Annotated in this window: 24 protein-coding genes; 13 read left to right on the top strand and 11 right to left on the bottom strand. The window is 73.0% G+C overall.

Features of this window, described 5'->3' with window-relative positions:
• Positions 1-29 precede the first annotated feature (29 nt).
• From ACWEOH_RS07885 to ACWEOH_RS07860, 6 genes are all read left to right on the top strand, one after another.
• Entirely contained in the window at positions 30-833 is an 804-nt protein-coding gene (locus tag ACWEOH_RS07885; protein ID WP_452029787.1) for a DNA/RNA non-specific endonuclease, read from the top strand.
• A 106-nt stretch (positions 834-939) separates the two neighbouring features.
• A complete protein-coding gene (locus tag ACWEOH_RS07880; protein ID WP_452029785.1) occupies positions 940-2,466 on the top strand; it encodes an FAD-dependent monooxygenase in 1,527 nt (508 codons plus the stop codon).
• A gap of 213 nt (positions 2,467-2,679) precedes the next feature.
• On the top strand, positions 2,680-4,077 hold the full coding sequence (locus tag ACWEOH_RS07875) for an MFS transporter (protein WP_452029783.1): 1,398 nt from the start codon (positions 2,680-2,682) through the stop codon (positions 4,075-4,077).
• 184 nt (positions 4,078-4,261) lie between these two features.
• Positions 4,262-5,455 (top strand): alcohol dehydrogenase catalytic domain-containing protein, encoded by a 1,194-nt coding sequence (locus ACWEOH_RS07870; protein WP_452029781.1) that lies wholly within the window; start codon positions 4,262-4,264, stop codon positions 5,453-5,455.
• A 121-nt stretch (positions 5,456-5,576) separates the two neighbouring features.
• Complete coding sequence (locus tag ACWEOH_RS07865) at positions 5,577-6,494, top strand: NAD(P)-dependent oxidoreductase (protein ID WP_452029779.1); 918 nt, start codon at positions 5,577-5,579, stop codon at positions 6,492-6,494.
• The gene (locus ACWEOH_RS07860) at positions 6,487-7,128 is read left to right on the top strand and encodes a DM13 domain-containing protein (protein ID WP_452029777.1); all 642 of its coding nucleotides are present in this window, start codon (positions 6,487-6,489) and stop codon (positions 7,126-7,128) included. Before ACWEOH_RS07865 ends, ACWEOH_RS07860 begins: the two co-directional genes overlap by 8 nt.
• Before the next feature lie 24 nt (positions 7,129-7,152).
• On the opposite strand, the gene ACWEOH_RS07855 is transcribed toward ACWEOH_RS07860, so the two are convergent.
• Positions 7,153-7,575 (bottom strand): MarR family winged helix-turn-helix transcriptional regulator, encoded by a 423-nt coding sequence (locus tag ACWEOH_RS07855; RefSeq protein WP_452031879.1) that lies wholly within the window; start codon positions 7,573-7,575, stop codon positions 7,153-7,155.
• Positions 7,576-7,842: 267 nt separating this feature from the next.
• Between ACWEOH_RS07855 and ACWEOH_RS07850 the strand changes: the two genes are divergently transcribed.
• Positions 7,843-8,067 carry a hypothetical protein gene (locus ACWEOH_RS07850; RefSeq protein WP_452029775.1) on the top strand — a complete coding sequence of 75 codons (225 nt, stop codon included), beginning with the start codon at positions 7,843-7,845 and terminating at the stop codon, positions 8,065-8,067.
• A 241-nt stretch (positions 8,068-8,308) separates the two neighbouring features.
• Here ACWEOH_RS07850 and ACWEOH_RS07845 read toward each other — a convergent pair whose 3' ends face one another.
• Positions 8,309-8,869 carry a GIY-YIG nuclease family protein gene (locus tag ACWEOH_RS07845; RefSeq protein ID WP_452029773.1) on the bottom strand — a complete coding sequence of 187 codons (561 nt, stop codon included), beginning with the start codon at positions 8,867-8,869 and terminating at the stop codon, positions 8,309-8,311.
• Between the two features lie 120 nt (positions 8,870-8,989).
• On the opposite strand from ACWEOH_RS07845, the gene ACWEOH_RS07840 reads away from it, so the two are divergent.
• A complete protein-coding gene (locus ACWEOH_RS07840; RefSeq protein ID WP_452029772.1) occupies positions 8,990-9,646 on the top strand; it encodes a hypothetical protein in 657 nt (218 codons plus the stop codon).
• Between the two features lie 67 nt (positions 9,647-9,713).
• Here the strand turns inward: ACWEOH_RS07840 and ACWEOH_RS07835 are convergent, their stop codons facing one another.
• Both ACWEOH_RS07835 and ACWEOH_RS07830 read right to left on the bottom strand, forming a co-directional pair.
• Positions 9,714-10,046 carry an arsenate reductase/protein-tyrosine-phosphatase family protein gene (locus ACWEOH_RS07835; protein ID WP_452029771.1) on the bottom strand — a complete coding sequence of 111 codons (333 nt, stop codon included), beginning with the start codon at positions 10,044-10,046 and terminating at the stop codon, positions 9,714-9,716.
• Positions 9,977-10,366, bottom strand: a complete 390-nt coding sequence (locus ACWEOH_RS07830) for a three-helix bundle dimerization domain-containing protein (protein ID WP_452029769.1) — start codon at positions 10,364-10,366, stop codon at positions 9,977-9,979. The genes ACWEOH_RS07835 and ACWEOH_RS07830 overlap by 70 nt, the downstream gene beginning before the upstream one ends.
• 40 nt (positions 10,367-10,406) lie before the next feature.
• Between ACWEOH_RS07830 and ACWEOH_RS07825 the strand changes: the two genes are divergently transcribed.
• Positions 10,407-11,018, top strand: a complete 612-nt coding sequence (locus ACWEOH_RS07825; protein WP_452029767.1) for a DUF1349 domain-containing protein — start codon at positions 10,407-10,409, stop codon at positions 11,016-11,018.
• A gap of 18 nt (positions 11,019-11,036) precedes the next feature.
• Here the strand turns inward: ACWEOH_RS07825 and ACWEOH_RS07820 are convergent, their stop codons facing one another.
• The gene (locus ACWEOH_RS07820; RefSeq protein WP_452029765.1) at positions 11,037-12,353 is read right to left on the bottom strand and encodes an FAD-binding oxidoreductase; all 1,317 of its coding nucleotides are present in this window, start codon (positions 12,351-12,353) and stop codon (positions 11,037-11,039) included.
• Positions 12,354-12,457: 104 nt separating this feature from the next.
• Positions 12,458-14,632, bottom strand: a complete 2,175-nt coding sequence (locus ACWEOH_RS07815) for a S9 family peptidase (protein WP_452029764.1) — start codon at positions 14,630-14,632, stop codon at positions 12,458-12,460.
• Between the two features lie 265 nt (positions 14,633-14,897).
• Between ACWEOH_RS07815 and ACWEOH_RS07810 the strand changes: the two genes are divergently transcribed.
• Complete coding sequence (locus ACWEOH_RS07810; RefSeq protein WP_452029762.1) at positions 14,898-15,083, top strand: hypothetical protein; 186 nt, start codon at positions 14,898-14,900, stop codon at positions 15,081-15,083.
• Between the two features lie 44 nt (positions 15,084-15,127).
• Here ACWEOH_RS07810 and ACWEOH_RS07805 read toward each other — a convergent pair whose 3' ends face one another.
• The 3 genes from ACWEOH_RS07805 to pdxR form a co-directional block, all read right to left on the bottom strand.
• Positions 15,128-15,517, bottom strand: coding sequence for a hypothetical protein (locus ACWEOH_RS07805; protein WP_452029760.1), 390 nt, complete (start codon positions 15,515-15,517; stop codon positions 15,128-15,130).
• A gap of 10 nt (positions 15,518-15,527) precedes the next feature.
• A complete protein-coding gene (locus ACWEOH_RS07800; protein ID WP_452029758.1) occupies positions 15,528-16,004 on the bottom strand; it encodes a LysM peptidoglycan-binding domain-containing protein in 477 nt (158 codons plus the stop codon).
• Between the two features lie 123 nt (positions 16,005-16,127).
• Entirely contained in the window at positions 16,128-17,609 is a 1,482-nt protein-coding gene (gene pdxR / locus ACWEOH_RS07795; protein ID WP_452029756.1) for a MocR-like pyridoxine biosynthesis transcription factor PdxR, read from the bottom strand.
• Between the two features lie 93 nt (positions 17,610-17,702).
• Between pdxR and ACWEOH_RS07790 the strand changes: the two genes are divergently transcribed.
• The 3 genes from ACWEOH_RS07790 to ACWEOH_RS07780 all read left to right on the top strand — a co-directional run bounded on the left by ACWEOH_RS07790 (position 17,703) and on the right by ACWEOH_RS07780 (position 22,041).
• A complete protein-coding gene (locus tag ACWEOH_RS07790; protein WP_452029754.1) occupies positions 17,703-18,377 on the top strand; it encodes a pyridoxamine 5'-phosphate oxidase family protein in 675 nt (224 codons plus the stop codon).
• A gap of 341 nt (positions 18,378-18,718) precedes the next feature.
• On the top strand, positions 18,719-18,916 hold the full coding sequence (locus tag ACWEOH_RS07785; RefSeq protein WP_452029752.1) for a hypothetical protein: 198 nt from the start codon (positions 18,719-18,721) through the stop codon (positions 18,914-18,916).
• A gap of 110 nt (positions 18,917-19,026) precedes the next feature.
• Entirely contained in the window at positions 19,027-22,041 is a 3,015-nt protein-coding gene (locus ACWEOH_RS07780; protein WP_452029750.1) for a helix-turn-helix transcriptional regulator, read from the top strand.
• Positions 22,042-22,048: 7 nt separating this feature from the next.
• Here ACWEOH_RS07780 and ACWEOH_RS07775 read toward each other — a convergent pair whose 3' ends face one another.
• Together ACWEOH_RS07775 and ACWEOH_RS07770 are read right to left on the bottom strand one after the other, a co-directional pair.
• A complete protein-coding gene (locus ACWEOH_RS07775) occupies positions 22,049-22,450 on the bottom strand; it encodes a hypothetical protein (RefSeq protein ID WP_452029748.1) in 402 nt (133 codons plus the stop codon).
• A 36-nt stretch (positions 22,451-22,486) separates the two neighbouring features.
• Complete coding sequence (locus tag ACWEOH_RS07770) at positions 22,487-24,007, bottom strand: leucyl aminopeptidase (RefSeq protein ID WP_452029746.1); 1,521 nt, start codon at positions 24,005-24,007, stop codon at positions 22,487-22,489.
• Positions 24,008-24,076 lie beyond the last annotated feature (69 nt).

Raw genomic sequence — 24,076 nt, 5'->3', positions numbered from 1 at the left:
GTGTCGGCGGTTCGTGGTCGAGTGGGCGCATGGGCTTCGACGCGCGCTTCCTGGGGGTGGTCGCGGCGATGCCGCGGGTCGACGAGGCGGATGCCGCGAGCTCGGTCGAGCTCGACTACGTGCACTTCACCGTGGTGCTCGACACCGTGCGACGCCTCGCGCGAGTGACGGGCGTCAACGTCGCCGGCGCCGAGCTCGTCGAGATCGAGCGCGGCGACCGGTGGCGGTTCGACGATCGCATCCCCGTCGACTGGCAGGCAGGGCCCGCGATCTACGCCGACAACGACCTCGACCGCGGGCACCTCGTGCGGCGGCGCGATCCGGTGTGGGGCCAGCTCGACGTCGCAGCGCGCGCCAACGCCGACACGTTCCGCTACACGAACGCTGCACCGCAGGCGTCGGGCTTCAACCAGTCCAAGGAGCTGTGGCTCGGCCTCGAGGACCACGTGCTCGAGCACGCCCGGGTGCACCGGCTGCGGTTGAGCGTGTTCACGGGGCCGGTGCTCGCGGCGGGCGACCCGCCGTACCGCGGCATCCGAGTGCCCCTTCGGTTCTGGAAGATCGCGGCCTGGAACACCGGCGTCGACGACACCCTCGCGGCGGTCGGGTTCGTCGTCGACCAGGCTCCGCTCGTCGACACCGGCGTGCGCGAGCCGGCACCCGGCGAGGCGCCGCCGCTCGGACCGTTCCGCACGTTCCAGGTGCCGATCGCCGACATCGCCGCGCTGACCCGCCTCTCCATGCCCGAGCTCGTGGCGGCCGACCGCATGCCCGTGACCGTGGCGGCGGCCGGCTGGCGGCAGGTCCAGGCGCTCGACGAGATCCTGTTGTAGGGCGCGGGTCGGCGTCGGCCGTCGGTGCCGGTGCGGTCCCGGCGCACGTGCCGGCCGAGCGCGGCGCACTCTGGTCGCCGTCGCCGACGGATGCCACAGTGGAAGCATGGCCGGGGGCGAGGAGCTGCGCACCGACGTGCTCGTCGTCGGAGCGGGTCCGAGCGGGCTCATGCTGGCAGTGTGCCTCGCGAGGCAGGGCGTCGACGCGATCATCGTCGACGGCAAGCCCGGCCCCACGCGCGAGTCGCGCGCCCTCGCCGTGCAGGCCCGGTCGATGGAGCTCTACGACCAGCTCGGGCTCGTCGAGCGAGTGCTCGCCGAGCGCGCCCCGGCGGTCGCGGTCGTGCCCGGAACCGGGCGCCGCCCGTTCAGCCGCCTCGAGTTCCGCGGGCTGGGCGAGGGGGTGTCGCCGTACACCGAGATCACCGTCTTCGAGCAGAGCCGCAACGAGCGGCTCCTCGCGGACGCGCTGGACGACCTCGGACGCGGCGTGTGGTGGGGCCACGCGCTGTCCGGCCTGGAGGTCCACGACCCGGTCGGCGGCGACGCGGCATCCGTGACCGCGACCCTGGACGGGCCCGACGGCCCGGTCATCGTGCGCGCCCGCTACTGCGTCGGCGCCGACGGGTCCCACTCGCCGGTCCGCGAGGCGATCGGCATCCCGTTCGTCGGGGTGACCAACGCGCACACGTACTACATCGTCGACGCGACCGAGGTGACCGGCCTCATCGACGACGCGGTCAACATCCGCGTGACGGCCGAGCACATCCTGCTCGCCTTCCCGATGGGCGCCGGCCGGATGCGCCTCCTGGGCGTCGTCCGCGACCGCGATCTCGACGCGGACGGGAACATGCCCGAGCCGAACGTCCGAGCCCTCGTCGACCGGGAGTTCGGCGTCGAGTACGGCGAGGCGTCCTGGTTCACGACCTATCGCGTGCACCACCGGCTCGCCGCACGATTCCGGCAGGGGCCGTGCTTCCTCGTCGGCGACGCGGCGCACATCCACTCGCCGGTCGGTGCCCAGGGTATGAACACTGGGCTGCAGGAGGCGCACAACCTCGCGTGCGCGCTCGCCGACGTGCTCGTGCGCGGCCTGCCCGACGTCCGGCTCGATCGGTACGAGGCCGAGCGGCGGCCGGTGGGCAAGGTCCTCGTCGCCACCACCGACCGGGCGTTCGGCGTGGTCACGTCCGACGGGCGCGTCGCGCGGTTCGTGCGCGGGCGGCTCGCCCCGATCGTGGGCCCGGTCGTCGTTCGGCTGGTGCCGCGCATCGCGGGCGGCCGCCGCATGTTCGGCTACCTCTCGCAGACGCGCATCCACTACAGGATGTCGCGCGAGCATCCCACCCGGGACGCGGTCGTGGGCCGGCGGCTGCCGTGGACGGGCGGCAACTTCGACGTGCTGCGGTCGTTCTCGTGGCAGGTGCACGGCTACGGCGCCTACGTGCCCGAGGTGCGGGCGATCGCGGCATCGCTCGGGCTCGAGGCGCACGCGTTCCCACCCGACCCGTACCGACGGCTCGACCCGTCGCTCGTCTACCTCGTGCGTCCCGACGGGTTCGTCGCCGCCGCGGCATCCGCTCGCGCCGTGCCCGGCGGCCCGCCGGCGTTCCGCGAGCAGCTCGCGGGCTGAGCCGCGCCGGGTGGACCCCGCCCAACCTTTGGGACATGCGCACGGGACCCGGCCGTGGTCGGCGTATGGTCGACGGGTGACCCAGGGCAAGTGTGCAGGAATGCACACCCGCTGTGCGGGATACGCGATTGCCGCTCACCAGTGCACATGGTGAGAATCGCCTGCAGCGCGTCCCCCTAACCCGCGTCGCCAACTACAAGGAGGTAGTCGACCATGGCCGTCGGCAATTCGACCCAGGGCACGTCCCAGCAATCACCATCGTCCGGGGCATCCGGCTCGACCGCGCGCAGCGGACTGCGCAAGGTCGTCGCGGCCTCGATGGCCGGCACCATCGTGGAGTGGTACGAGTTCTTCCTCTACGCCACCGCCGCCACGCTCGTCTTCAACGTGATCTTCTTCCCGCCGAGCGAGAACCCGCTCGACAACATCATCAAGGCGTTCCTCACCTACGCGGTCGGCTTCATCGCCCGCCCGCTCGGCGGCATCGTGTTCGGCCACTTCGGCGACAAGTACGGCCGCAAGCGCCTGCTGCAGCTCGCGATCATCCTCGTGGGCGTCAGCACGTTCCTCATGGGCTGCCTGCCGACGTTCGACGCGATCGGCTACGCCGCACCGATCCTGCTCGTGGTGCTCCGCTTCTTCCAGGGCTTCGCGGTCGGCGGCGAGTGGGGCGGTGCGGTGCTCCTCGTCGCCGAGCACTCGCCCGACAAGGAGCGCGGCTTCTGGGCCAGCTGGCCGCAGGCCGCCGTGCCCGCCGGAAACCTCATCGCCACCCTCGTGCTCCTCACGCTCTCGTGGACGCTCTCGGACGAGGCGTTCCTCAGCTGGGGCTGGCGCGTCGCGTTCTGGCTCTCGGTCGTGATCGTCGCGGTCGGCTACTACATCCGCACGAAGGTCACCGATGCGCCGATCTTCATCGAGGCGCAGGCCGAGGCCGAGCAGGACAAGCGCACCCGCTACGGCGTGCTCGAGGTGCTCAAGCGCTACCCGCGCGGCGTCTTCACCGCCATGGGCCTGCGCTTCGGCGAGAACATCATGTACTACCTCGTCGTGACGTTCTCGATCACCTACATGTCCGCGCACCTCGGCATGGACACGTCGACGATCCTCACGCTCATCCTGTTCGCGCACGTCGTGCACTTCGCGGTGATCCCGGTCGTCGGCCGCTTCAGCGACAAGCTCGGCCGCAAGCCGGTCTACGCGACCGGTGCCGTGCTCGCGGCCGTCTGGGGCTTCATCGCCTTCCCGCTGTTCGACACCGAGAACGACTGGCTCATCGTCGGCGTGCTCATCCTCGGCCTCATGATCCACGCGCTCATGTACGCCGGCCAGCCCGCCATCATGGCCGAGATGTTCCCGACGCGCATGCGCTACTCGGGCGTCTCGCTCGGCTACCAGGTCACCTCGATCGTCGCCGGCTCGCTCGCGCCGATCATCGCGACCCTGCTCCTCTCGACGTACGGCTCGTGGGTTCCCGTGGCGATCTACCTCGCGCTCGCCGCGGCGGTCACGCTCGTCGCGGTCATCGCGCTCCGCGAGACGGTGGGCATCTCACTCCGCTCGATCGACGACGCCGACCGCGAGAAGCTCGCCGAGCGGGTCGAGGCGTAACGGCCCAGCGGATGCCGCGGGCGGCGGGCTCACTCGAGCCGGTCGTGCCGCGGCATCCGCATGCGTCCGCCCCGATGCGGCTTCACCCCGTGTCCCTTCCGCGAGTGGGCGATCTTGGCGCGGCATCAGCGCCGGGGTTCGCCAGGATCGCCCACTCGTCGTGTCCTTCGATCCAGGAGTCACCATGACCGAACCCGCCATCGCCGCCGCGGCCGGCGCGACCGAACTCACCGGCGCCCCCGCGACCGGCGCCGCGACCGCCCGCAGCCGCACGATCACGGGCGCCGTGCTCGAGGAGCTCGGGCGCGACCGGCCCTACGCCGAATCGAAGCCGATCACCGTCTCGGAGCTGCAACTCGACGCACCCGGTCCCGACGAGCTGTTCGTGCGCATCGAGGCGGCCGGCGTCTGCCACTCCGACCTCTCGGTGGTCGACGGCAACCGGCCGCGTCCGGTGCCGATGCTGCTCGGCCACGAGGCTGCGGGCATCGTCGAGGAGGTGGGCGCCGCGGCATCCGCTGCGGGGTTCGCGGTCGGCGACCGGGTGGTCACCGCGTTCCTGCCGCGCTGCGGCGACTGCGACGGATGCCGCACCGGCGGCGTCATGCCCTGCGTGCCCGGCACCGCGGCGAACTCGGCGGGCACGCTCTTCGACGGCGGCATCCGCCTGCACCGCGATGGCGAGCCGGTGCACCACCACCTCGGCGTCTCGGGGTTCGCGACCCATGCCGTCGTCGATCGCCGCTCGGCGGTGGTCGTCGCATCCGACGTGCCGGCGGATGTCGCGGCGGTGCTCGGCTGCGCGGTGCTCACCGGCGGCGGGGCGGTCGTGAACGCGGGCGCGGTGCAGCCCGGACAGGATGTCGTGGTCGTCGGGCTCGGCGGCGTCGGCATGGCTGCGCTGATCACCGCGGTGTCGCTGCGGCACGGGCGCGTGATCGGCGTGGACGCCGTCCCGACGAAGCTCGATCGCGCCCGCGAGCTGGGCGCCACGGCGGCGATGACGCCCGACGAGGCGGTCGCGACGGGCTTGCGCGCACCGCTCGTGGTCGAGGCGGCGGGGCATCCGCGCGCCTTCGAGACGGCGTTCGCGCTGACCGCGCCGGGCGGGCGCACCGTGACCGTCGGGCTGCCGTCGCCGACTGCGTTCGCGCAGGTGTCGCCGCTCACGATCACCGCCGAGGCGCGCACGATCGTCGGGAGTTACCTCGGGTCGGCCGTGCCGTCGCGGGACATCCCGCGCTACGCGGACCTGTGGCGCGAGGGCCGGCTGCCGGTCGAGGCGCTCATCTCGTCGCACATCGCGCTCGACGAGATCGACGCGGCGATGGACACGCTCGCCGAGGGCCGGGCGATCCGCCAGGTGATCCGGTTCTGAGGATCGGGGGCGCCCCGCGGCATCCGTTGCCCGCCGGATGCCGCGAACGTATCGTGGGAAACGCGGGCACCCCGGGGTGCGACACCTGCCGCACTCCGCGTCGATGAAGTCGGGAGGGGCCATGGCGACGATCGCCTGGATCGGTCTGGGGCACATGGGCGGCCCGATGTCGGGCAACCTCGTCGCCGCGGGGCACGAGGTGCGCGGGGTCGATCCCGACCCGGCGTGCCGGGCGGCGGCGGCCGAGCACGGCGTGCAGGTCGTCGACTCGATCGCCGAAGCGGTGCAGGGCGCCGACGCCGTGTTCACGTCGCTGCCGCGCGGGGAGCACGTGCGCGAGGTGCTGGGCGGCGCGGGCGGCGTGTGGGAGACCGCAACGACGACCGCGCTGCTGCTCGACACATCGACCGTCGACGTCGAGACGTCGCGGTGGTCGCACGACCAGTCCGCCGCGCGCGGCTTCCGCTTCGTCGACTCGCCCGTCTCGGGCGGCATCGCGGGTGCGCACGCCGGCACGCTCACGTTCATGCTCGGGGGCGAGGAGGCCGCCGTCGCCGAGGCCGCCGGGCTCGTGGAGCCGATGGCCGGGCACGTGTTCCGCGTCGGCGGGCCGACCATGGGCATCGCGGCGAAGCTCGCGAACAACCTCATGCTGTTCGTGTCGCTGCTCGGCGTCTCCGAGGGGTCGCAGCTCGCGGCGGAGCTCGGGCTCGACGCCGAGACCTTCTTCCAGGTGGCGTCGGTGTCGTCGGGCGACTCGTGGCCGCTGCGCACCTGGTATCCGGTGCCCGGCGTCGTGCCGACGAGCCCCGCCAACCGCAACTTCGACGCCACGTTCACGACCGTGCTCGCGCAGAAGGACCTCTCGTTCGCGGTCGCCGCGGGCGACGTCGCCGGACTGCACCTGCCCGCGTCGCGCATCGCGCTCGACCAGTTCGACCGGCTCATCGACGAAGGCTACGGCGGCAAGGACTGCAGCCTCATCGTGAAGTACGCCTCGGCCGACGGGCGCATCGAGGGGTTCGATTCCGATGCCTGACGCACCCGACCCGGTCGACCGCGCGACGGATGCCGCAGCACCGCGATCGGGCCGGCGCCGGGTGTGGTGGTGGGTCATCGGGGGCGTGCTCGCGGCCGGCGCGGTGGTCGCAGCGCTCGTCTTCCAGCCGTGGCTGCTGTTCATCGACGTGCGCGTCGACGAGGAGATCCCGGCCGCGTCGGCGGTGGCGTCGCCCTCGCCCGCGCCGAGCGCGGGATCCTCATCGCCGCCGTCGGCCCGCGACACCCCGCAGCCCTCGGCTCCGCCGGTGCCGGCCGGACCCGTGGAGGTGTCGCGCGGGACCCTGATCAGCCACGAGCACGAGACCACGGGGACCGTACGGGTCATCCAGCTGCCCGACGGATCGCGGCAGCTCGCGATCGAGAACCTCGACACGACCAACGGACCCGATGTTCACGTCTGGCTCAGCGCCGGCCCACTGGTGGAGGGCTTCGACGGCTGGTTCACCGCGGGAGGACACCCGTACGTCGACCTCGGCATGATCAAGGGCAACCAGGGGAACCAGCTCTACGACATCCCCGACGACGTCGATCTCGGCGCCTACCCGACGGTCGACCTGTGGTGCGTGCAGTTCAGCGTGTCGTTCGGCGCCGCGGCGCTCGTGCCGAACTGAGATCCACCGCCCCCTCGCCGCGGGTCAGCCGCGCTGCACCGCCGCGATCACCTCGGTGAGGCGGTCGCGCAGCGCGCCGAGCTCGTCGAGGCTCATCCCGAGCCGGTCGACGACCTGCGGCGGGATCGCGAGCGCCCGCTCGCGGAGGGCGCGCCCGGCGTCCGTCAGCGCGACGTCGAGCGCGCGCTCGTCGCGGGCGTTGCGCTCTCGGGTCACGTAGCCCTGCGCCTCGAGCCGCTTGAGCAGCGGCGAGAGCGTCGCCGGCTCGAGCTGCAGGACCTGGCCGAGGTCGCGCACCGTGCGCGGGCTGCGGCCCCAGAGCGCGAGCATCACGAGGTACTGCGGGTGGGTGAGCCCGAGCGGCTCGAGGATCGGCCGGTACACCCCGATCACGCCGCGCGCGGCCACCGCCAGCGCGAAGCAGACCTGGTTCTCGAGGGCGAGCAGGTCGTCGGATGCCGCGACGCCCGCAGTGCCGACAGCGGTCGCCGACCCCGGGGTGGTCGCCGACCCCGGGGTAGTCGCGGACTCCGAGGTGGTCGCGGACTCCGAGGTGGTCGCCGACCCCGGGGTGGTCGCGGACTCCAGGGTAGTCGTCACCTGGCTCGCCGCCGCCGTCTCGGGCGTCACCGGGTCGGTGGTGGCGGTCGTCGTTCGTCGGTCGTCCATGGCTCCAGTATGCATTGCGTGCGAATAGTTAGTACACTAATGATTATGACACGATCCACCCGTGGCGACCGCACGGGCTCGCGCGGCTACGCGGGCTTCATCGAACGCCTCAACGCCCGCCTGCTGCCCTATATCGGGCCGCCGCCGCTCGGCCCCTACGACGAGGAGCCCGTCGCGGTGCGAGCGGCGGCGTGCCCGCTCTGCGGCGCGCCCATGTCGGAGCACGACATCGACCGCTCGGGGGAGCGCACGCAGCTCTACTGCCCGTGAGCCCGGGCCGAACGCGTCGACCCCGGGAACCCGGTGCTCGCCGGGCGGGCTGTCCGCGGCATCCGTCGCCGTCGACCCACCTGACCCGATGCAGGAAGAACTCGCCGACGCGCCGCCGTGAGCGGCCGCCCGACCGGCGTTTCGCCCGGAAGTTCCTGCGGTTGCGACGTGCACACCCAAGTCGCACGGCTCGGACCCGCGGCCTCGACCGGTATCCGCGGCATCCGTCGCCGTGCCGCCGCTACGACGTGCGCAGCGCCACCCGCCGCAGCACCCAGCGCTCGTACTCTCGCCAGGGGTCGTCGACCCCCGCCGACAGCTCGGCGATGTGCTCGAGCAGCGCGTCGTGCACCGCGAACCACTCGGTGCCCGCGAAGCGGTGCGACGCGAACTGCACGTGTCGCCGCTGCTCGACCGCTCGACCGCCGCGCTCGAACGCGAGCACCTCGTCGTGGGGCAGGCTCGCGAGCCGCAGGCGGGGGTTGACCGACGTGCCGATCTTGATCTGGTCGCGGTAGCGGATGTAGTAGACGACCTCGACGCGCGGCCGATCGAGCTCGTCGTCGGGCACCTCGCCGACGCGCCACTCGCACTCGGCGCACACCCACCCCGACGGGTATCGCACCCCGATGCGCGAGCCGCAGGCGAGGCACGGCGACGGCAACAGGTCGGTCGTGCCCGCGGTGCGCGCCACCCAGTCGTGCGCCTCGAGCAGGTGCCCGGTGCACAGGTTCAGGGGCGCGCCGATCTCGACGGGCTCGCCGCACGCGCGCCCGTCGGCGAGGACGATCCCGCACGTCATGGGAGCAGGCTACGCAGGACCGCCGACACCCGACGGGCATCCACCCGCCCGCGATAGGCTCGTTCTCCGACCGCCGACCGGCGGTTCGGACGCGGGGGTTCGGAGGCGAAGGGCAGCGCGATGCGGTTCTGGCGGCGGCGGCGGGAGCGGAAGCGGTTCACGCCGTTCGACCGCAAGGCCCTGCCCGAGGTCGAGCCGCTCACCTTCGAGGAGTCCTTCACCGAGGGTCTCCTCGTCGCGGAGGCCGCGGGTCGCATGGCCCTGAAGAACCGCATCATCGTCGAGGCACTGCGCGGTGCCGAGCCATGGGATGCCGACCGGGCGGCTGCAGCCGCGCGCGAGGTGCTGCACGAGCTCGTCGTGGAGCTCGACGAGGTCGCGGAGTGGTCGGCGGCCGAGCGGGAGTCAGCGGCGCAGCGCGAGGGTCGCTCCGAGCACCAGCACGACTACCACCGCGCGGATTCCTGGAACCTCCGCCTGCGGGAGCGCATCAACGTCGCCGTGGCGGCGCGGCTCACCGAGCTCCGCAACGACGACGCGTACCTCGCCGAATTCGCCGAGCGCGCCCGACTCGAGGCGTGGGACGAGATCGCCGGCGTCATCGACCAGCGACTCGCGCGCGAGTGGACGGGCTACGAGGTCGACGAGGACTACGAGCTGGAGCGCGACGACCGCCTCGAGGGGCTCTCGCTCGATCTCGCGCGCGACCTCGAGGCGGCCCGCCGCAAGCGCGAGGAGCGCGACGAGCTCGACGATTCCTTCGGCGCCTGGGGCTGACCGGGTCGGCGGCGCCCGGCAGACGGAGGCACGGTCGACGAGGACGTGATGCCGCCCCGAACTGCGCCTACAGCTCGAGCTGGTGGACGAGCCCCCGCACGCGCCGCTCGATCTCCGAGCGGATCTCGCGCACGCGCTCGATCGGCAGTCCTGCGGGGTCCTCGAGCTCCCAGTCCAGGTAGCGGGTTCCCGGATACACGGGGCAGGCGTCGCCGCAGCCCATCGTGACGACCACGTCGGACGCGCGCACCACCTCGTCGGTGAGGGGCTTCGGGAACTCGCCGCCGAGCGACAGCCCGATCTCGTCGAGCGCCGTGATGATCGTCGACTTCACCGTGCTCGCGGGCCGCGACCCCGCGCTGCGCACACGGACGCGATCGCCGGCCAGTTGCTTGAGCATCGCGGCCGCCAGCTGCGACCGGCCGGAGTTCTGGACGCAGACGAAGAGCACCGCGACGGCACGACTTCGGTCGCGAGCGCCTCGAGGCGGATCGCCGCGAACGTCGCCGTGCGCGACGGCACGAAGCGGGTGAGCGGCGAGTGGTCGATGAGCAGGTCGTGGCTCTCGCGCACGTAGCGGCCGACGGTCTCGGGCGAGAACACGCCCGCGTAGCGATCGGCGAGATCGGATGCCACGCGCGCGAGCACCTCGCTCGATGCGTGATCGGCGGCATCCGCCTGCTGAACTGCGCGCGTCGGGTTGCTCGCGGTGGTGCTCATCGAGGGCAGTCTAGGCGCTCGCCGCATTAGCGTTGAACCCATGGAGCGACGGCGGGTGGAGTGGACGGCCGGGCGGTGGACGCGGGAGCCCGTGTCGACCCGGCAGCAGGGCGAGGGGCTCGTGGTCGGCGCCGCCGAGGGCAGCGACTACTGGCGCACGACCCACTACGGATTCGTGCACGACGACGGGCACGGCCTGCTGGCCGAGTGGCCGGCGGATGCCGCGGTCGAGGTGACCTTCGACGCGTCGGCGCTGACCGCGCTCTACGACCAGGCGGGCATCCTGCTGTGGGTCGGCGACGAGCAGTGGGTGAAGGCCGGACTCGAGGTCTCCGACGGGGTGCTGCACCTGGGTGCGGTCGTCACGAACGGGGTGTCGGACTGGTCGATGGCTCCCGTGCCGGAGTGGGCCGGGCAGCTCGTCACGATCCGCGCGAGCCGGAGCGGCGAGCTCGGGGACGACATCACGTTGCGCGCCCGCACGGCGTCGAGCGGCTGGCGGACGCTGCGCGTGGCGCCGTTCCCGGCCGCCGCGGCATCCGCCGGGCCCATGGTATGCGCGCCGCTGCGCGGCGACCTCGAGGTGCGATTCACGAGCTGGGTCCTCGCACCGGCCGATGAGGACCTGCACGAGGACCCGCCGCTGGGGTGAGCGTCGGGCGACGCGCTCCTAGGCCGGCGCGATGTGGTGCGCCGGCCGGAACACGTCGCCCGGGTCGACGTCGGCCTTGATCCGCTTGAGCCGAGCGAGCGTCTCGGGCGGGTAGATGACGGCGGTGACGTCGTCGCCGAACTCCTGCGTGAAGTTCGAGTAGTGCCCGGTCGTGTACGAGAGCGGCTCGTCGACGACCAGCCGCACCGCGGCGACGTCGGACGCTGGAGCGTCGAGCGGCAGCAGGCTGTTGACCATGAAGAACGCCTGGGCGTCGCGGTAGGGGACCGCCGTCGCATCGGCCGCGACGCGCGTGAACGCCCCGCCGAGGGCACGCAGCATGACCATGGTCGGCGCGGGGCCGGCGTAGGCGCGCTCGGCCGCGGCGAGCAGCTCGTCGGAGACGTCGGCGACGAAGCCGTTGCCGCCGACGAACTGGAACGGCGGCCGACCGGGCGGCGCCGCCTCGAGCAGCTCGGCGTACGCGACGGGGCCGAGCGACACGTCGGTGATCGACGGAAGCGACAGCAGCGGCTCGAGCAGGTCGCGGAGCTCCTCCTCGGTGCCACGGAGCGCCACGGCGAGCTGAGCGCCTGCGGGCAGCTCGGGCATGATCGCGGGCATCACGATCAGCGTGGAGTTGAGCCCGTCGGGAGACGCGAGCGTGACGTCGCGCCACGCGCGCAGCACGTCGCCGACCTGGGACTGGTCGAAGTGCAGGTGGCCGCCGACGAGGTCGCCGACGGGCGAGGCCTGCAGCACGAAGCGGGTGGCGATGCCGAAGTTGCCGCCGCCGCCGCGGAGCGCCCAGAAGAGGTCGGGGTGCGACTCCGCAGTGACCGTGAGCACCGCACCGGCGGCCGTGACGAACTCGATCTCGCGCACGAGGTCGATCGTGAGGCCGTGCGTGCGGACGAGCCATCCGATGCCGCCGCCGAGCGCCAGGCCGCCGACGCCGACGTCGAGCGTGTCGCCCGACGTGATGGCGAGGCCGTGCGGCGCGATGGCGGCCGCGACGTCGCCCCAGCGGGCCCCGGTGCCGACCCGCACCAGGTCGCCGTCGAGCAGCTCGACCTCGTCGAACTCGGCCATGTCGATGACCACGCCGCCGGTGGCGGGCATGCTGCCGTGGCCGCCGCTGCGCACGGCGATCGGGAGGTTGGCGTCGACGGCCGCCCGCACGGCGGCCGCGACCTCCTCGGCGGTCGTCGGGCGGAAGACGGCCTCGGGGTCGCCGGGGCCGTAGAAGACGGTGCGACCGTCGTCGTACTCGGTGGAGCCGGGTCCGAATGCCCGGCCGGGAACGCGTTCGCTCAACTCGGAGAGGATCGACATGAGGGGCAGTCTGGCAGCGGCCCCCGACATCCGTCACCCGTGCTCGCTGCCCGCGAACGGCGGATTCCTGCCATCGGCGCCGAGCCCGCGCACGCGAACCGGCCCTACTCGCCCGTCGGGTGCGCCTTCGCCCGATCGATGACCCACGCGTAGGCGAACGCGCGCTCGCGCCAGGCGGAGTACCGCCCCGACACGCCGCCGTGCCCGGCCGCCATCTCGGTCTTCAGCAGTGGGTCGGCGCCCGCGTCGCGAAGGCGCGCCACCCACTTCGCCGGCTCGACGTAGAGCACGCGCGTGTCGTTGAGCGACGTGACCGCGAGGATCGGCGGGTAGTGCCCACCTCCGTTGGTGCTGCCGTGCACGTTCTCGTACGGCGAGTACGACTTCATGTACGCGTACACTTCGGCGTCGTCGAGCGGGTTTCCCCACTCGTCCCACTCGATCACGGTGAGCGGCAGCGACGGGTCGAGGATCGACGTCAGCGGGTCGACGAACGGCACCTCGGCGAGGATGCCCGAGAAGAACCGCGGTCCCATGTTCGCGACGGCGCCCATGAGCAGGCCGCCCGCGCTGCCGCCCTGCGCGACGAGCCGGTCGGGCGCGGTGACGTCCTCGTCGATGAGGTGCCGGGCCACCGTGACGAAGTCGGTGAACGTGTTGCGCTTGTCGAACTTCTTGCCGTGCTCGTACCAGAGCCGGCCCATCTCGCCGCCGCCGCGTACGTGCGCGACCGCGAAGATCATGCCGCGGTCGAGCAGCGACAGGCGCGGGATGCCGAACGCCGGGTCGATGGAGTGCTCGTAGGAGCCGTAGCCGTAGAGCAGGGTCGGCGCCGGCACGCCCAGGTCGACGAGGTCGTCGCGGTACACGAGCGAGATGGGGATGCGCGTGCCGTCGTCGGCGACCGCCCACTCGCGGCGCTGCGAGTAGCGCGTCGGATCGTACCCGCCGAGCACGGGCTGCTGCTTGCGCAGGCGTCGCTCGCCGGTCGCGATGACCACGTCGTACACCGTGGTCGGCGTCACGAAGCTCGAGAACCCGATGCGCAGGCTCGGCTGCTCCCAGTCGGGGTTGCTGCCGACGCCCACCGAGAACAGCGCCTCGTCGAACGGCAGCTCGTGCAGCGTGTCGTCGGGCGTGGCATCCGCTGGGATGCCGGCCGGCGGCACCTTCGCGATCGCGACCCGGGGCAGCCCTTCGCGCCGGTACTCGACGGCCACGAAGTCGCGGAACGCGTCGACGCCCTCGAGGCGCACGGCGGGGTTGTGCGGCAGCAGCATCCGTCGCGGTCCCTGCGGGTCGGATGCCGCGACGCTCACGAGCTCGAAGTTCACCGCGCCGTCGTTGTGCACGACGAGCAAGCGGTCCTTGCCGCCCGCGACGACGTGCTCGACGTCGTACTCGACGCCGTCCTTGCGCGGCCACACCACGCGGAACTCACCTGCGGGGTCGTCGGCGTCGAGCAGCCAGGTCTCGCTCGTGACGTTCGACCCTGCCTCGATCATGAGGAACTTGCGGCTGCGCGTGATGCCCACCCCCAGCCAGAACCGCTCGTCGGGCTCGGAGAAGACCGAGACGTCGTCGGATGCCGCGGTGCCGACCTCGTGCCGCCAGATCGTGTCGGGCCGCCACGACTCGTCGACCGTCGCGTAGAACAGGTATCGCCCGCTCGGATCGAACACCGCGCCGGCGGCCGTGCCCTCGATCACGTCGTCGTACTCGCGGCCGGCGCCGTCGAGCGAGCGAAGGCGGATCGTGTACCGCTCGTCGCCCTCGACGTCGATCGCGTAGAGGAGCGTCGACCCGTCGGCGGTGACGTCGAAGCTCCCGAGCGCGTAGTACTCGTGGCCCTCGGCCTCGACGTTGTCGTCGAGGAGCACCTGCTCGCCGGGGAGCCGCTCGAACGAGGCATCCGCCAGCTCGTCGCCCGTGGTCTCGGGCAGCACCGGCGGCTCCCAGTCGTCGCCCGTCGCGGGCACGCGGCAGTGGATGCCGTACTGCGCGCCCTCGACCGTGCGTGTGAAGTACCACCAGTCGCCCTCTCGCGTGGGCACGCTGAGGTCGGTCTCCTTGGTGCGCGCCCGGATCTCCTCGAAGAGCTGCTCCTGCAGCAGCGAGAGGTGCTCGGTGCGGGCCTTCGTGTAGGCGTTCTCCTCGTGCAGGTGGGCGAGCACGGCCGGATCGTCCTTGGCCCGCAGCCACTCGTACTCGTCGACCACCACGTCGCCGTGGTGCTCGCGTTCGATCGGTCGCTTCTCGGTCTTCGGAGGAGTGAGCACGAGTCCACGCTACGCCCATGCGCCGACCCGGTTCGAGGGCGTCCCGTGACCCGCCGCCTCTGCGCCACCTCGACATCTCGTGCGCCAGTCCAAGTGGCGCGGACACCGCAGACGTGGCGCAACGGGCGCAGCGCCCAGGCCCGGCCCCGGGTACCTCAGGGCCCGAGCCCGGCCGCCTCACCCGAAGATACGGCGATCTCCCGATGGGCGAGGTATGCCTCAGCGCGCACGCTGAGGTCATCACGCACCCCCTGGGAGGGACCCCATGCAGCACTCGGCCGACTTCACGTCGTTCCACGGACACCTCGCCGACGTCGCACGCGCGGAGCGCGAGATCGAGCTCCGTCGACGCATCGCCGAGCGTCGCGCGCTCGACCCGGAGCCGCCCGTCGCGGCATCCGTCGCCCGCCGTCGGCGAGCACGTCGCTCGCCGAGGCTGGCGCTGCGATGACGGCGGTGCGGCTCACCTCGACGGCGCCCGGGCCGCGTCCGACCTCACTCGGGCAGCTCGCGGATCTCCCACCGGTCGCCGTCGAGGGGCTGCAGCACGCCGCGCACACGCTCGCCGTCGCGGATCGCCTGCCACGCCATGGGCGGCAGCTCGCCGCCCACCACGTCGGTGGTGCCCGAGAAGGTCGGCGACTCGTAGCCCGCGGCGACGAGCGCCTCCTCGCGGGCGCTCGCGTCCCAGAGGCCGGACATCGACCAGGTCATCCACGCGGCCGCGAGTCCGCCGACCACGAAGAGCGCGTAGCCCGACTCCCGCATGGTCTTCGAGCGGTAGTGGCCGCCGACGAATGACGCCATGACCGCCACGACGAGCACGATGCCCGGGAACACCAGCGGCCACGGATTCCACGGTGCGATGGTGACCACCTCGCTCACGACCACGGGATCACCCCGTCTTCGTCCAGTCGAGGTTGATGACGTCGCCGATGTAGACCGTCTCCCCGTAGTTGTGGATCTGGGGGTTCATGCGCAGGAGCTGCTGCTGCGGCAGCTCGAAGCGCTGCGCGATGTCGAAGAAGCTGTCGCCCTCGACGACGGCGTAGCTGGAGGGCACGCCGTTGCCGTCGAGCACCGGGGTGCCGTTCGCGCCCGGTCGGGGGCCGGTGTCGTACGCAGGGCCCCATTCGACGACGGGAGCGGGCGCGTTGGGCACGGGCTCGGGCGCGACGGGCTCGGGCGCGGCAGCGGGCGGTGGCGTGGTGACGGGCGGTGGCGTGGGGGTCGCCGTGACGGTCGCGAAGACGGTGACCGGTGGCGGGGTCGCGGCGGGCTGCGCGATGCATCCGCTCAGCGCGACGATCGCGACGATCGCGACGACCACCCCTCCGACGACGACCGCCGCCCTGCCGAGCCCACTCCCCACCGAGCCTCCCCACCGACGTGCCGAACGGCGCGTCAGCATCGGGCGCGCCGCTCGCGCCAGCCTATCGACCGTGCCGGGAAGCGCAATCCCTCGCACCGCGGATCGGGCAGGGCCGCGAGCCGCTCAGCTCGCATCGAGGATCGCCGTGCGGATGCGCCCGAGACCCTCCACCAACTGCGTGTCGGCGACGCCCGCGTACCCGATCACGATGCCCGGCTCCTCCTCGCCCGGCACGGCCGAGTAGTCGCCGAGCGGCGCCACCGCGACGCCCTCGTCGTCGAGCCTCGCGAGCACGGCAGCGGATGCCGCGTCGTCGGGCAGGCGCACCACGGCGTGCAGCCCGCCGTCGAGCCCGCTGAGCGGCGCGCCGGGCAGGCCGTCGAGGGCGTCGAGCACGAGCCGGCGCCGGTGCGCGTAGTCGCGGCGCGTGCCGGCGATGTGGCGCCGCACCGAGCCGTTCGCGAGCAGGCTCGCCACCGCGTCCTGCACCACCCCGGGCACCGGGCACCGGTCGTCGGCGCGCATGGTCGCGTACGCCGCGCGCAGCCAGGGGTTGTCGGGCAGCACGACGTAGCCCAGGCGCAGCCACGGCGTGAGCACTTTGGAGAAGCTGCCCACGAGCACCGCGCGGCCGGCGTCGTCGAGCGACGCGAGCGCGGGCAGGGGCGGGCCGAGGTGCCGGTACTCGCTGTCGTAGTCGTCCTCGAGCACGATCGCGCCGGTCTCGCGGGCCCACTCGAGCAGCTCGAGGCGGATCGCCACCGGCAGCCGCCCGCCGAGCGGGTACTGGTGGCTCGGCGTGACCATGACCGCGTCGGGCGGCCGCGGCATCCGTCGCAGCGACTCGACCACGATGCCGTCGGCGTCGACCGCGACGGGCACGGTGCGCGCGCCGTGCAGCTCGAGCGTGCGCCGGGCCGACGGGTAGCCGGGGTGCTCGACCGCGACGACCGGGGGGCGACCGAGCGCGACAGCCAGGGCGGAGGCGCTCAGCGAGAGGGCCTCGCTCGTGCCGGCGGTGACGACGATGTCGTCGGCCTCGCACGCGACGCCGCGCGCCATGCGCAGGTGGTCGGCGATCTCCTCGCGCAGGCGCGGCACGCCGAAGGGCCGCGGGGACTCCGACGGGATGTCGCGGGCCGCCGCCTCGCGCCAGGCCGAGCGCCAGGCGCGCGTGTCGATGCGCGACGTCGAGGGCCGGCCCGGCAGCAGGTCGATGCGGGGCACGGTCCGCTCGCCCACGGCCCGCGCGGCGCGCTCCGCCGTCCTCGACTCGCGTCGGGCGTCCGGCCGACCCTCCTGCGGTCGGTCGCCCGACGTGACATCCGTGCCGACGGATGCCGCGACGTCGCGCCGCGCGAGGTCGGCCACGCGGGTCGGCGCACCCTGCCGCATTTCGAGATAGCCCTCGCCCGCGAGCTGCTCGTAGGCGCCGACGACGGCGCTGCGCGAGACGCCGAGCTCGGATGCGAGGCCGCGCGTCGAGGGCATCTGGTCGCCCGCACGGAGGGCGCCGTCGAGGATGCCGCGGCGCAGCCCGTCGACGAGCTGCACGCCGATCGGCAGGCCGCCGCCGCGATCGATCACGAGGATGGGTCCGTCCACGACGCGCTCCGATCCGCTCGACTGGACTGCCGGATGCTGCGAGAACTGGTCTGCACGGCGAACCAGTGTGCTCGCGAGACTAGCAGCGTGACCATGACGAACACCACCGCCGCCCGCCGCATCCGCCGCCTGGCCGAGCGCCAGACCACCGACCGCGACGAGCTCTTCGAGCTGCTCGACACCGAGCTCGTCGGGCACCTCGTCGCCGTGGCCGACGGCACGCCGATCGTCGTGCCCATGGGCTTCGCGCGGGTGGGGGAGCACGTGTACGTGCACGGCTCGACGGGCGGCGGCTTCGCGCTCCGCGCGGCGGCCGAGCGGTCGACGGTCGCCTTCTCGGTGACCGCGCTCGACGGGCTCGTCTTCGCACGGTCGCTGTTCGACAGCTCCATGAACTACCGGAGCGCCGTGGTCTACGGCGTGCTCGAGCCCGTCGACGACGAGCAGGCGGATGCCGCGCTGCTCGCGCTCTCCGAGCGGCTCATGCCCGGCCGGTCCGCCGAGGTGCGCGCGATGACGCGCAAGGAGACGGCGGCCACGCGCGTGCTGCGGCTCGCCCTGGACGACGTCGTCATGAAGCGACGCGCCGCCGGGGCATCCGAGGACCCCGACGACGGCGAGGACCACGCGGTCTGGGCCGGCGTCGTGCCGCTCGCGCGCGCCTGGGGTGCGCCCGAGCCGTCACCCCTCACGCCAGAGGGGACCCCGATCCCCGATTCCGTGCTCGCCCTGACGACCGGGGCGGGACGGGTCGACAGACTTCGATGATGGAAAGGAGGTGCGCGATGTTCGCGACCTTGCTCGTGCTGGGACTGATCGCCGCTGCGGCGATCACGACCGCGCTCGTGCAGTTCCGGCGTGACGGGTACCACCGTACGCCGACGCTGCTGCACTGAGCCGACACGACCCGACGAACGAACGCGCCTCACCGATCGACCCCGTCGACCGGACGCCCGGGCCCCCTGCCGCCCGGGCGCTCGAGGGCACCTCAGGTGCCCCGCATCCCACCGTGCCCGGAAATAGGGCGATCGCCCGATGGGTCCGAGGTGCCTTAGCGCGCACGCTGAAGGCATCCGATCGGAAGCATCGGAACGACTCCAGGAGGAATCATGCAGTTCTCGGCAGACTTCGTCGTCCTCGGCTCGCACCGCGCCGACGTGCTCGCGGCCGAGCGCGAGATCAGCCGCCGCATGGCCGCCGACGAGCGCGACTCGGATGACGCGGGGGCGTCGCACGAGCCGGTCGCCCACCGCGTCCACCGCCGCCACCGCGCGCACCGCCGTGCGCCGCAGCTCGCCCTGCGGTGAGCCTCGCGGCCGCCATGCGCGGCGATGACGTCCCGCGCGGCGTCGTCGGACCCGATCCCGGTCCCGACGGCGCCGTGCGCGGTGTCGGCGGTGAGTGGCACCATGAGAGGGTGACCACGTCAGCGCCGGCCATGATCGGCCGCGACGCCGACCTCGCGATGCTGAACGAACGCCTCGACGAGGTGCGCGCCGGCGCGCCCTTCACCGTCATCATCGGCGGCGAGGCGGGCATCGGCAAGACCCGCCTCATCCGCGAGTTCGAGGCCGGCCTCCCCGACGACGTGCGCCTGCTCGCCGGGCAGTGCGTCGACCTCGGCAGCGTCGCGGCACCCTACGCGCCCGTCAAGACCGCCCTGCGCACGCTCCTCGCCGAGGTGGGCGCGGCGCGCATGCTCGATGCCGTCGGCCCGGGCCGCGCGGCGCTCATCGCGCTGCTGCCCGAGCTCGTGTCCGGCGAGGCATCCGTCGCCACCATCGTGCCGCCCGTCACACCCGTCGCTGCGGGCTCCGCCACCGGCCAGCTGCACGAGGCCATCGCGGTGCTGCTCGAGACCTTCTCACGCGAGCACCCCATCGTCTTCGTGATCGAAGACCTCCACTGGATCGACGCGGCCAGCCTGGCCCTGCTGCGGTTCCTCATGCGTGCACTCGGCTCGAGCCGGGTGCTCACGGTGCTGAGCTACCGCACCGAAGACCTCACGCGGGGGCATCCGGTGCGCGACTTCCTCTCCGAGGCCGAACGCGACCGCTGGGTCGAGCGGCGCGAGCTCGGCCGGCTCACCAAGGCGCAGGTCAAGAAGCTCACGAAGTCGCTCATCGTCGACGAGGTTCCCAACGAGCGCGTGCTCGACACCGTGTTCCGCCGCAGCGACGGCGTGCCGTTCTTCGTCGAGGAGCTCGTCGGCATCGACGGATGCCGCGACGAGGGCTTCGTGCCCGACACGCTCCGCGACCTGCTGCTCGCCCGCTACGAGCGGCTGCCCGAGCCGGCGCAGGGGCTCCTGCGCCTCATCTCGACGGGCGGCGTGCGCATCTCGCACGCGATGCTCGAGGCCGTCTACACCGGCACGGCCGACGAGCTCGACGCCGCGGCCCGCCAGGCCGTGCTCTTCGGCGTGCTCACCATCGAGGGCGACGACTACGCGTTCCGGCATGCGCTCGTGCGCGAGGCCATCCTCTCCGACCTGCTGCCCGGCGAGCGTGCGCGGTTCCACGCGCGCTACGCCGAGGCCTACGAGGCCGCGGCTGCGGCGGGTGCCCGACGGCTCGCCGCCGAGATCTCCTACCACTGGCTCGGCGCCCACGACGCCGCGAAGGCGTTCCCGGCCACCATGCAGGCCATGCGCGAGGCGCGCGCCGCCGCCGCGTACGGCACGGCCGCCCAGCTCGGCGAGCGGGCGCTCGGCCTGTGGGACGTGGTGCCCGACGCGGCCTCGCTCGCGGGCATGAGCAAGCTCGAGCTCATGGGCCGCACCGCCTCGCACCTGCGCAACGCGGGCGAGGGCGACCGCAGCCTCGCGCTCGTGAAGGCGGCGCTCGCCGAGTGCCCGCGCGACGACCCCAACTACCCGCGGCTGCTGCGCGACAAGGGCCTCTACCTCGCCAACGTCGGCAAGGCCGGTTCGGTCGCCGTGCTCGAGGAGGCGCTCGCCGCGCTCGACGCCCGGGGCGACACCGGACCCACCGAGCTGCGGGCGACCACGCTCACCGCGCTCGCCGGTCGCCTCATGATCGACGGCCGGCTCGACGACGCCGTCGAGACCGCCGACCGCGCCCTCGCGGTCGCGACCGAGATCGGCTCGCCGCGCTACTCGTCCATCGCCACGAACATCGCCGGCATCAGCCGCGCCGACCGGGGCGACGTCGTCGAGGGGCTCGCGCTCCTCGAGCGCGCCCGCGAGCTCGCCGACGGCGACGGCGCCGCGCTGCTGCGCTACTGGACCAACGCCTCCGACCAGCACTACCTCGTCGGGCACTACCACGAGGCCGTGCGGCTGGCCGAAGAGGGGCTCGCGCAGGCACGCGCGCAGGGCGTCGAGCGCAGCTCGGGCGTCATCCTCGCGTCGAACGCGGTCGACCCGCTGTTCGCGCTCGGGGAGTGGGAGCGCGCTGAAGAACTCATCGACCGCGCCCTCGCGCTCGACCCGCCGACGCCGTTCACGGTGTACCTGCTCCGCGCCCGCATCTGGGCGTTGCTCTGGCGCGGTGAGACCGAGCGCGCGACGCGACTCTGGCAGAGCTCGCGTGCGTCCATGGCCGCCGTCATGGAGGTCGAGATGCAGACGCGCCTCGCCGTCGGTCGGGTCGCCGCCGAGATCGCGCTCGCCAACGACGACCTGCCCGCTGCCTGGCGCGAGGTGCGTCCGCTGCTGCACGAGCGGCACGCGCCGCTCGCCGGCTACGCGTTGCCGTTCCTCTGGGTCGCCGCGCGCGTGGTCGCCGCGGTGAGCGCGCGACCGCATGCCGTGAGCGAGGGCGTCGCGGCCGAGGTCGCCGAGGCCGTGCCCGAGTTCCGCATGCTGGTCGAGCAGCTCTCGTACTGGCCGACGCATCCGGTGTGGGCCGCGGTCTTCGAGGCCGAGCTCGCCGAGGCATCCGAGGGTGCCGGAGCCGGCGACGCCGGGACCGACGTGGCCGCATGGCGTGCCGCCGTCGAGGCCGCCGCGGCGCCCGAGGCTCCCGGTTTCCTCATCGCCTACGCGTTGCTGCGCCAGGGCGAGGCCGAGCTGGCGGGCGCCGACCGTGCGGCCGCGCGCACGTCGCTGCAGGCCGCGCTCGACGTCGCCGACACGGGCGGCGTCATCGCGGTGCACGATCGCGTCGTACGGGTCGCCGCGGCGGCCGGCATCGCGCTCGAGGGCGTGGGCGGCGGCGCGGGCCTCGTCGCGCCCGAGGCGGGCGTCGCCGGCACGCCGTCCGACGCCGACGTGCTCGCGGCGGCGGAGCTCACCGCGCGCGAGCGGCAGGTGCTCGAGCTCATCGCCGAAGGCCTCAGCAACCGCCAGATCGGCGAGCGGCTCTTCATCAGCGGCAAGACCGCGAGCGTGCACGTCTCAGCGATCCTGCGCAAGCTCGGCGCGGCCACGCGCACCGAGGCGGCGTACCGCGCGGGCGCCTTGCGCTGACAGTCGGCTACTTCCACTCCCAGTACTCCGACCTGGTCGCGCCGTCGGCGCCCACGCCGTACTCGAACAGCACGAGCACGTCGGCCAGCCGAGCCCACTCGTCGGGCATCGTCTGGTAGCACAGCGATCCACGGTGACTGGCCGCGCCGGCGTGGTCCGACCTGCCGAGGCCGTGGCCGGTCCAGGTGGCAGTCCGCCCGTCCTCGGTCGTCATGATGCCGCGCCCCTCGCTGTACTGCGTCCCGTCGGGGCGCACCACCGTCACGTAGGTCCCCACGTCGCTGACGCTCACCCCGAGGAACGTCCCGGTCGCCCGGAACGATGTCTCGAGCTTCATGCCGTCGTCGTCGCGGAGCACTCGCTGGTACGTGACGCTCCCCGTGATCTCACCCAATCGGTCTCCGAGCACGATCTTCCCCCTCCCGTGCGGTTCCGTCCCGCACGCTCACTTCGCGGGACGGAACTCCCGCGCCACCTCGATGAGCAGGCGCGCGCCGAAGCCGGTCGCGCCCTTCGAACGCCAGGCGTCGTCCGCCTCCGACTGCATGGTGCCCGCGATGTCGAGGTGCGCCCACGGCGTCTCGCCCACGAACTCGGCGAGGAACAGCGCCGCCGTGGTCGCCCCGGCATAGGGGCCGCCGATGTTCGCGAGGTCTGCGACATCCGAATCGAGCTGCTTGCGGTACTTCCGCTCGAGGGGCAGCTCCCACACGCGCTCGTCCGTGGCCGCCGAGGCATCCTTCACCAGCGCGATCATCGTCGTGTCGTTGCCGATCACGGCTGCGAGCGCCGGGCCGAGCGCCATGAGCGCCGTGCCGGTGAGCGTGGCGATGTCGACGATCGCGTCGACGCCCTCCTCGTTCGCGAGCACGAGCGCGTCCATCATGACGAGCCGGCCCTCGGCGTCGGTGTTCCTCACCTCGACGGTCGTGCCGCCGCGGGCGGTCAGCACGTCGCCGAGCTTGTACGCCGAGCCCGACGGCATGTTGTCGGTGCACATGAGCCAGCCGGTCACCGTCGCGGTCGCCCGGAGCGCGCGCAGCGCGGTGAACGTCGCGAGCACGGATGCCGCGCCGCCCATGTCCATCTTCATGAGCAGGTGCATCGGATCCGACGGCTTCAGGCTGATGCCGCCCGAGTCGTACATGATGCCCTTGCCGACGAGGCCGAGGTGGCCAGAGGACGCGCCGCCCGGCGGGGCGTAGCGGAGCTTCACCATGCGCGGCTCCTCCGCGCTGCCGGCGTTCACGCCGAGCAGGCCGCCGCAGCCGAGGTCGACGAGCTGCTGCCGGTCGAACACCTCGACGTCGAACCCGAAGCGACGGCCCAGTTCGACCGCGACGTCGGCCAGGTCGGTCGCGGTCAGGTGCCCGGGCGGCGCGTTCGCGAGGTCGCGCGCGATCGCCGCGGCGCTCGCCGTGACGACCCCGGTCTTGACACCGGCGGATGCCGCGGCGCGGTCGACCCCGTCGAGCAGCAGCTCCACGCGCTCGAGCGGGGTGTCCGTCGGCTTCCGCTGCAGCTCGGAGTAGCGGTAGCGGGCGAGGATCGCGCCCTCGGCCAGCGCCTGGGCGGCCGCCGCGGCATCCGTCGACCCGATGGTCGGCACTCGGATGTCGATGCGCGCGAACCGCGAGGTGGCGCGCGTGAGCGCGGCGGCCGCGTCGCGGAGCACCGCCGTGCCCAGGTCGGCCGACGGGCCGGCGCCCGCGAGCACGATGAGTGGCGTGCCGCGACCGGGGAGCAGGAGGACCGTGCCCGGATTCGCCTCGAAACCGGCGCGCGCCTGCGCCTCGCGATCGAGCGGCACGCCTGCCGGCAGGTCGCCGTCGCTCGTGACCACCACGCCGATGGCGTCGAGCCGCTGTTCGTCGAGCTCGCCGACGACCGCGACCGCCGGAATCGCGTCGAGCGACGGGACGGCCCTGTAGTCGTCGGGGATCAGCCTCACCGGATTGCGCGACATGAGCGCCTCCTTCGCGTCGATGCGACGGTGCAGTCGGGTCTCACTGTATTCCGCGTCGGTCCGGCGCGG

The organism is Agromyces sp. NPDC004153 (assembly GCF_053603635.1).
This window is presented reverse-complemented; position numbering and strand designations above follow the sequence as displayed.

What these genes read in the sequence shown, in the direction of transcription:
- ACWEOH_RS07860 (WP_452029777.1), top strand. Translation starts at nt 6,487, where the DNA reads ATGCCTGACGCACCCGACCCGGTCGACCGCGCGACGGATGCCGCAGCA.
- ACWEOH_RS07830 (WP_452029769.1), bottom strand. Translation starts at nt 10,366, where the DNA reads ATGAGCACCACCGCGAGCAACCCGACGCGCGCAGTTCAGCAGGCGGAT.
- ACWEOH_RS07835 (WP_452029771.1), bottom strand. Translation starts at nt 10,046, where the DNA reads ATGCTCAAGCAACTGGCCGGCGATCGCGTCCGTGTGCGCAGCGCGGGG.
- ACWEOH_RS07790 (WP_452029754.1), top strand. Translation starts at nt 17,703, where the DNA reads ATGACGAACACCACCGCCGCCCGCCGCATCCGCCGCCTGGCCGAGCGC.
- ACWEOH_RS07850 (WP_452029775.1), top strand. Translation starts at nt 7,843, where the DNA reads ATGACACGATCCACCCGTGGCGACCGCACGGGCTCGCGCGGCTACGCG.
- ACWEOH_RS07845 (WP_452029773.1), bottom strand. Translation starts at nt 8,869, where the DNA reads ATGACGTGCGGGATCGTCCTCGCCGACGGGCGCGCGTGCGGCGAGCCC.
- ACWEOH_RS07885 (WP_452029787.1), top strand. Translation starts at nt 30, where the DNA reads ATGGGCTTCGACGCGCGCTTCCTGGGGGTGGTCGCGGCGATGCCGCGG.
- ACWEOH_RS07770 (WP_452029746.1), bottom strand. Translation starts at nt 24,007, where the DNA reads ATGTCGCGCAATCCGGTGAGGCTGATCCCCGACGACTACAGGGCCGTC.
- ACWEOH_RS07810 (WP_452029762.1), top strand. Translation starts at nt 14,898, where the DNA reads ATGCAGCACTCGGCCGACTTCACGTCGTTCCACGGACACCTCGCCGAC.
- ACWEOH_RS07785 (WP_452029752.1), top strand. Translation starts at nt 18,719, where the DNA reads ATGCAGTTCTCGGCAGACTTCGTCGTCCTCGGCTCGCACCGCGCCGAC.
- ACWEOH_RS07865 (WP_452029779.1), top strand. Translation starts at nt 5,577, where the DNA reads ATGGCGACGATCGCCTGGATCGGTCTGGGGCACATGGGCGGCCCGATG.
- ACWEOH_RS07840 (WP_452029772.1), top strand. Translation starts at nt 8,990, where the DNA reads ATGCGGTTCTGGCGGCGGCGGCGGGAGCGGAAGCGGTTCACGCCGTTC.
- ACWEOH_RS07820 (WP_452029765.1), bottom strand. Translation starts at nt 12,353, where the DNA reads ATGTCGATCCTCTCCGAGTTGAGCGAACGCGTTCCCGGCCGGGCATTC.
- ACWEOH_RS07875 (WP_452029783.1), top strand. Translation starts at nt 2,680, where the DNA reads ATGGCCGTCGGCAATTCGACCCAGGGCACGTCCCAGCAATCACCATCG.
- ACWEOH_RS07880 (WP_452029785.1), top strand. Translation starts at nt 940, where the DNA reads ATGGCCGGGGGCGAGGAGCTGCGCACCGACGTGCTCGTCGTCGGAGCG.
- ACWEOH_RS07870 (WP_452029781.1), top strand. Translation starts at nt 4,262, where the DNA reads ATGACCGAACCCGCCATCGCCGCCGCGGCCGGCGCGACCGAACTCACC.
- ACWEOH_RS07825 (WP_452029767.1), top strand. Translation starts at nt 10,407, where the DNA reads ATGGAGCGACGGCGGGTGGAGTGGACGGCCGGGCGGTGGACGCGGGAG.